Below are 6,283 nucleotides of genomic sequence, written 5' to 3'. Positions count from 1 at the left end.
CTTGTCGACTAACGCTGGCGTGGCCTTGCGGCCGCTATCGGATGCGCCGCCGGTGGCGCTGGCGCGCGCAGTCGATGGCTGATGACGCCTGGCCGGCGACCGGGCCGGGCTTCTCGATGCGGGTAATTGCCTGGCAGAGAGTGAATGGTCGCCATGACCTGCCCTGGCAACAGACGTGCGACCCATACCGCATCTGGTTATCTGAAATCATGTTGCAGCAAACTCAGGTGCCGACCGTGATTCCTTATTACACGCGCTTTCTCGCACGTTTTCCCACGCTTGCAGCACTTGCCGAAGCCTCTCTCGAGAGCGTTCTCGAATTGTGGTCCGGGCTCGGCTATTACGCGCGGGCACGCAATCTGCACCGCTGCGCGCAAACCCTCGTTGCCGAGCGTGCGGGTCAGTTCTCCGCCGATCCCGGTGAAACCGCAGCATTGCCGGGAATCGGTCGCTCTACCGCGGCGGCGATCAGTGTCTTCGCCTTTGGTCGTCGAGCCGCGGTTCTCGATGGTAACGTCAAACGCGTGCTGGCGCGTTGCTTTGGGGTCGCCAGGGGCGCGGCGCAGGACGAGCGCGCGCTGTGGGCGTTGGCCGAAATGCTGCTCCCGGAAAACGATATCGAGGCCTACACGCAAGGCATGATGGATCTCGGGGCGACCGTTTGCCGCCGTCACCAGCCTGCCTGCGACGTTTGTCCGCTACAGGCGGCCTGTGTTGCTTGCCGACAGGGCCGACAGGCCGAACTGCCCAGGCCGGCGCCGAGAAAAGTGCTGCCTGAACGGCTGAGCAGCGTCCTGCTGCTCAGCGACGGCTGCCGCGTGTTCGTCGAACGCCGCCCACCAAGTGGTCTCTGGGGAGGTTTGCTGAGCCTCCCCGAAGCGCCCAGCGAGTCGGCGGCAAGCTTTGCCCGACGCCAGGGTTGCCGGCTGCTGGGCACGCAGGCGCTGTCGCCGATGACGCATGTGTTTACCCATTTTCGGCTGACCCTCCAGGTACTGCGCTGCGATGTCGAGGTGATCAGCCTGCAGGCCAGGGAACACGGGTGCGAGTGGCTGTCCCTGGACGATGTCGCTGGCGCGGCATTGCCGACGCCGATCAAGAAGCTGCTGCTCTCCCTCGGTCGCTGACCCTGATCAGTCCGCCTGCCTGAGCGAATGCTTGCCGGTCAGCACCCGCTCTGGTTCAGGAATCGTTCGAAGGCCTCGACGGGCAGGGGGCGGCTGAAGAGAAAACCCTGGTAGCCGTGACAGCCATGGTCTGCAAGAAACTGGCGCTGCGCCTCGTTTTCGACCCCCTCGGCCAGCACCTTGAGACCGAGGCTGCTGCCCATGGTGACGATGGTTTGCGCGATCACCGCATCGCTCTGGTTGTCGGGAAGTCTGCTGACGAAAGCACGATCGATCTTGAGCTGGTCGAGCGGCAAACGGGTCAGGTAGGACAGCGACGAATAACCGGTGCCGAAGTCGTCCATCGAGAAGCTGACGCCGAACTGCTTGATGACGTCCATTTTGGCGATCGTGTCGGCCACGTTGTCCAGCACCAGGCTCTCGGTCAATTCGAGTTTCAGGCGCAGAGGGTTCGCGCCGCTGTGTTCGATGACCTTGCGGAGTTGATCGACGAAATCGGCCTGGCGGAACTGGCGTGCGCTGACATTGACCGCCAACTGTAGATCGCGTGTCCGTGCCTCGACGGACCAGGCCTGGAGTTGCGCGCAGACGGTTTCCAGCACCCAGTGCCCGATCGGTACGATCAGCCCGGTATCTTCGGCGAGCGGGATGAATCGGTTGGGTGGGACCAGGCCGTGCGCGGGGTGCTGCCAGCGCAGCAGCGCCTCGGCAGCAACCACACGGCGCAGTTCATCGACCTGTGGCTGGTAATGCAGGATGAACTGGTTTTTCTGCAAAGCCAGATGCAGATCTTCTTCGAGCTGTCGCCGGTCACTGGCGGCCTGGTTCATGCTTGCGGTAAAAAACTGCATGTTGTTGCGCCCGGCTGATTTGGCGTGATACATCGCCGCATCGGCATTGCGCATGAGAATGTCGACGCTTTCCCCGTCACCGGGGAATACGGCGATGCCGATGCTCGAGGTGGTGTGCAGTTTCTGTCCGTCGAGGTGATAGGGTTGCGACAGGGCCTTGAGGATTTTTTCGGCGACTCGTTCGGCGGCGATGGCGTCAGCGCCGGTCAGGACGACGACGAACTCGTCACCGCCCAGGCGGGCGACCACATCGCTTTCGCGCACGCTCGCCATCAACCGTTTCGAAACTTCCAGCAGCAGCGAGTCGCCGACGTGGTGACCGAGCGTGTCGTTGATATTCTTGAAACGATCGAGATCGAGAAACATCACCGCCAGCGGACGGTGCTGGCTGTCACGCCGCGCCGCGGCCAGGGCCTGCTCAAGCCGGCCCTGCAGGTTGGAGCGGTTGGGCAGATCGGTCAGGGTATCGAAATGCGCGAGGTGGCTGATCTTTTCCTCGGCCGCCTTGCGCTCGGAGATATCGGAGAAAATCCCGATGTAATGTTCGATGTTGCCGTCGGATCCGCAGATGGTCGAGATCGACAGCCATTTCGGGTAGACACTGCCATCCTTGCGACGGTCCCAGATCTCGCCCCGCCAGTAGCCGGTGCTGTTGATCGACTGCCACATGGCGCGGTACGTCTCCGGGGGCGAGCGCCCCGACGACAACAGGCGCGGATTCTGGCCGCGTACCTCGTCGGGGGCATAGCCGGAGAGGCGACAGAAGGCCTTGTTGACCTCCAGGATGCGGTTGTCGTGGTCGTTGATCATGATCGCTTCGGCGCTGTGTTCGAAGACTCCGGCCAGCAGACGCAAGCGGGTTTCCGTGACGTGACGATCGCTGATGTCTTCCTTGACGGCGAGGTAATGCGTGACCTTGCCGTAATCGCCAAAAATCGGTGAAATGCTCGCCTGTTCCCAGAACAATTCGCCGTTCTTGCGCCGGTTGTGCAGAACCCCGTTCCATACCTTACCTTCGAGCAGGGTTTGCCACAGTTGCCGATAGGTCTCGGGAGGGGTTTCACCGGATTTCAGGAAGCGCGTGTTCTGGCCAATGGCTTCGCTCCGGGAAAAGCCCGTCATCTGGGTAAAGCTGGGATTGACGTACTCGATCTCGCCATTGCGACTGGTGATGACAATGGCTACCGGACTGTACTCGACCGCCTGCAGCAGAAGCCGCGATACCTGTTCGGCCTGCCGACATTCGGAGACGTCAACGAGCACGTTGGCGATGATCGGTGCTTCGCCGGCAGCGTTGCGGACGACGAACAGGGTGTGTATGGTCGGGATGCTGCGCCTGTCCAGCGAAGACAATTCCAGCTCACCTGTCCACTGGCCCGTCTGGAGAACCGCCGGCAGCACTTCCTCCCGTAATCTTCGGCGGTTTTCTCCGGTATAGAACTGATTGAACGAATAATCGTTGTACGCGGCGTTCGCCGGCAGGTCGAGCAAGCGGCGCAGCGCTGGGTTGGCATAGGTGATGGTCCCGTCGGGATGCGCCATGCCGATGCCCTGGCCGGCGTTTTCTACCAGGCGTTCGAATATCTGGAGTCGCTTGCCATTGTCGCGTTGCTGCCGTTCGCTGTCGACCAGGTTAGCGACGACTTGGGCCTCGCGTGCTTCGCTGCGCCACAGATGCAGCAGCAGCGTGGCGAATAGCGCGAGCAGCAGGAAACCGCAAGCGCCCACCACCTGAGCACGTGTTCGCCAGCCGGCCAGGACGTCGTCGAAGCTGACGCCGATGATGAAATAGAAAGGGTAGTGTTCGAGCCGGTGAAAGCTGTAAATCCGCTGCACACCGTCGGTCTGAGAGGCAAAGTGCAAGGTTCCCGTCCTGTCGCCACGGGCCATCGGCGGCCGAAGCGGATGACCCGGATCGAGTTCCTGGTTCATCTTGCCTGGCCCCGATGGCCAGCGCACGACCTGTCGGTGGTCGTCGCTGCGGCGAAACGAGATGACGCCATTGCTGCCAACATCGACCGAGCGAAAGATTTCCACCTGGCGATCGAGGTCGAGCACTGCGGTGACGATGCCAAGAAAAACGCCATGCGGGTCCTGCAGTGCGCGGGCGATGATCAGGCTGTGCCGGCCTGTGGTGCGCGAAATAATCACTTCGGAGAATGTCGGGCCGGACTGCGGCTGGTTTTGCAGGAGGCGAAAGTAATCTCGGTCGGCGACATTGGTGGGGGCCGTTTGGGCCCCGTTCGAGCTGTACCGCAGATCGCCGCTGCGGTCGAAAATCCGCAGACCGGCCAGATCATCGAAATGCAGCAGGTGCGCGTCGAGTGCCTCGCCCAGCAGTGCCGCGTTGCCGGCTGACGCCGGCCGGGCCAAGGCCTGCTGCGCCGGGAGGCTGCGGCTTGATCCCTGCAGGATGGCATCGGTACGACGCAGCGTGGCGTCCAGTCGCGTCTCGAAAATCGCCGCGTAGTTGCGGGTTTTGGTTTCGGCATCGACGATATGCTCCTGGTAGCTCAACCATAGTTGGTAAGCCAGCAGTTGCAGGACGCAGAGGACCAGCAGAGCCAGGCCAAGCAGTAGTGCCCGGCGCTGTCTGCGGTCGGGAATGGGCGTCTTTTCCGGGATCATCGGGGAATACTGCAAGACTTTGCCGTTGAAGGCAAGGATGCATCATGGGAGTGATCGGCTTGCGGGCGGACGCGAGTCTTTTGTCCGCTCAGGAAACGTGGGTAGGTGGAAGTGCAGCGCCGATCCTGCCGATCGCCCAGCGTCCAAAGCCAACGCCACAGGCCAGGGTCACGAATGCTGCCGTCCAGCCGGCCTGCAGGCTGCGACCGAAGGCATCGAGGGCGACACCAAAGGCGATCGGTCCGATGCACGCACCGGCAAAGCCGATCGACGAGTACAGTGCGAGCGCCGTACCGCGTTTTTCGGGTGCGGTTTCGGTCAGCAGGCCGGCAGTCAGTGCGGCCGAATCGAGATTCATGCTCGCCGCATAGACCAGCAGCAAGGGCACCAGCAAGCGGCTCGACTGGCTGCCCGAGAAGCCGACGACGACCGCCAGAACGCCAGACAAAGGCATTACGGCCTGCAGCCAGCGATCGCGTCCCCAGCGCTGCGCGCCTTCGTTGCCGAGAATGCTGGCAGGGACCGCGAGAAAGGTGGCCAGCGCGGCAATCAATCCCGGCATTGCTGTCCAGGAATCGGGCGTGCGGGCATGCGTCCAGGTCAGGTAGGCGACCAGCCAGGCACGGAAGCCGAAGAGCTCCCAGTTGTGACCGAAATAGCCGCCACAGAAAGCCAGGATGCGTCGATCGCCCAGGATGCTTCGCCAGTGGCTGCGCCCGACCGGCATCGCTGTCAGGGGTTTGCCCGGCGCGATGCCGTGCCAGACCAGCAGCATCGACAGCGCTGCACAAACCGCCGCGATGGCGAACAGCCCGGGCCATGGCAGCCGCTCCTGCAGCAGTCCGATCCAGAGATACGACAACCCGGCGCCGACACCGAAAGTGGCGGTGTAGAACGCGGTGCCCCGTGCTTGTACAGCGACCGGCAGCCGATCGGTGAGCGCCTTGAGACCCGGCATGTAGGTTCCAGCCAGACCCAGACCGGCCAGCCACCACCAGCCCAGGCCGCTCGCCAGACCGTCGGCAAAGCTCGCGAAGCCGGCCAGGGCGAGCGCGCTCACGGTTGCACCGGCCAGGTAGATGCGCCGCGCGTCGATGCGATCGGTCAGGCTGACCAGTACGGGGACGGCGAGGATGTAGCCGAGGAAAAAGATGCCGCCCAGCCAGCCGCCTGCGGTTGCCGACAAGGACCAGCGTTGCGAAAGTTGTGGCAACAGCGACGGCACCAGCGCAAAGCCGGCCATCAGCAATGCCTCGGCGAGGCAGAAAGTGAGGACCAGTACGGCCGAAGAGGGTTGGCCAGTCATTGTTCAACAGGTGGGCAGGTCATGGGGCAGTCGACGCGTCTCCCCAGCGTGGCATCAGCGCATGGCGTACCTGCAGCTGGTCAAGAATGCGCGCCACCACGAAATCGACGAGCTCCTCGACTCGCTGCGGATGGTGATAAAAGCCCGGGCAGGGAGGCAGGATCACGGCTCCCGCTCGCGCCAGACGCAACATGTTTTCAAGATGAATCACCGACAGCGGTGTCTCTCGCGGCACCAGGATCAGCTTGCGGCCTTCCTTGATGACCACGTCGGCAGCCCGTTCGATCAGCTTGCTGGCCAGTCCCTGGGCGATCGCCGCGAGGGTTCCCAGCGAGCACGGGCAGATGACCATGGCGTCGGGTGGGTTGGAG

General features: G+C 63.0%; 4 protein-coding genes. 1 reads left to right on the top strand and 3 read right to left on the bottom strand.

From position 1 onward, the window contains the following. The first annotated feature begins 41 nt into the window (after window positions 1-41). Window positions 42-1,127 (top strand): A/G-specific adenine glycosylase, encoded by a 1,086-nt coding sequence (gene mutY, locus CAPSK01_RS11665; protein ID WP_337958573.1) that lies wholly within the window; start codon window positions 42-44, stop codon window positions 1,125-1,127. 38 nt (window positions 1,128-1,165) lie between these two features. On the opposite strand, the gene CAPSK01_RS22780 is transcribed toward mutY, so the two are convergent. The 3 genes from CAPSK01_RS22780 to CAPSK01_RS22775 form a co-directional block, all read right to left on the bottom strand. Then, window positions 1,166-4,606: an EAL domain-containing protein gene (locus CAPSK01_RS22780; protein WP_273703554.1), complete on the bottom strand. Its 3,441-nt coding sequence runs from the start codon at window positions 4,604-4,606 to the stop codon at window positions 1,166-1,168. Window positions 4,607-4,694: 88 nt separating this feature from the next. Beyond that, window positions 4,695-5,912 (bottom strand): MFS transporter, encoded by a 1,218-nt coding sequence (locus CAPSK01_RS11655; protein ID WP_034926494.1) that lies wholly within the window; start codon window positions 5,910-5,912, stop codon window positions 4,695-4,697. 19 nt (window positions 5,913-5,931) lie between these two features. Continuing rightward, on the bottom strand, window positions 5,932-6,283 hold a 352-nt coding region (locus tag CAPSK01_RS22775), incomplete at its 5' end, for a UbiX family flavin prenyltransferase (protein WP_034926492.1).

Source organism: Candidatus Accumulibacter vicinus, from assembly GCF_000584955.1.
Classification (GTDB): domain Bacteria; phylum Pseudomonadota; class Gammaproteobacteria; order Burkholderiales; family Rhodocyclaceae; genus Accumulibacter; species Accumulibacter vicinus.
The sequence above is the reverse complement of the archived record's forward strand: the minus strand, read 5'-3'. Positions and strand labels throughout refer to the sequence as shown.

What these genes read in the sequence shown, in the direction of transcription:
- mutY (WP_337958573.1), top strand. Translation starts at nt 42, where the DNA reads ATGCGCCGCCGGTGGCGCTGGCGCGCGCAGTCGATGGCTGATGACGCC.
- CAPSK01_RS22780 (WP_273703554.1), bottom strand. Translation starts at nt 4,606, where the DNA reads ATGATCCCGGAAAAGACGCCCATTCCCGACCGCAGACAGCGCCGGGCA.
- CAPSK01_RS11655 (WP_034926494.1), bottom strand. Translation starts at nt 5,912, where the DNA reads ATGACTGGCCAACCCTCTTCGGCCGTACTGGTCCTCACTTTCTGCCTC.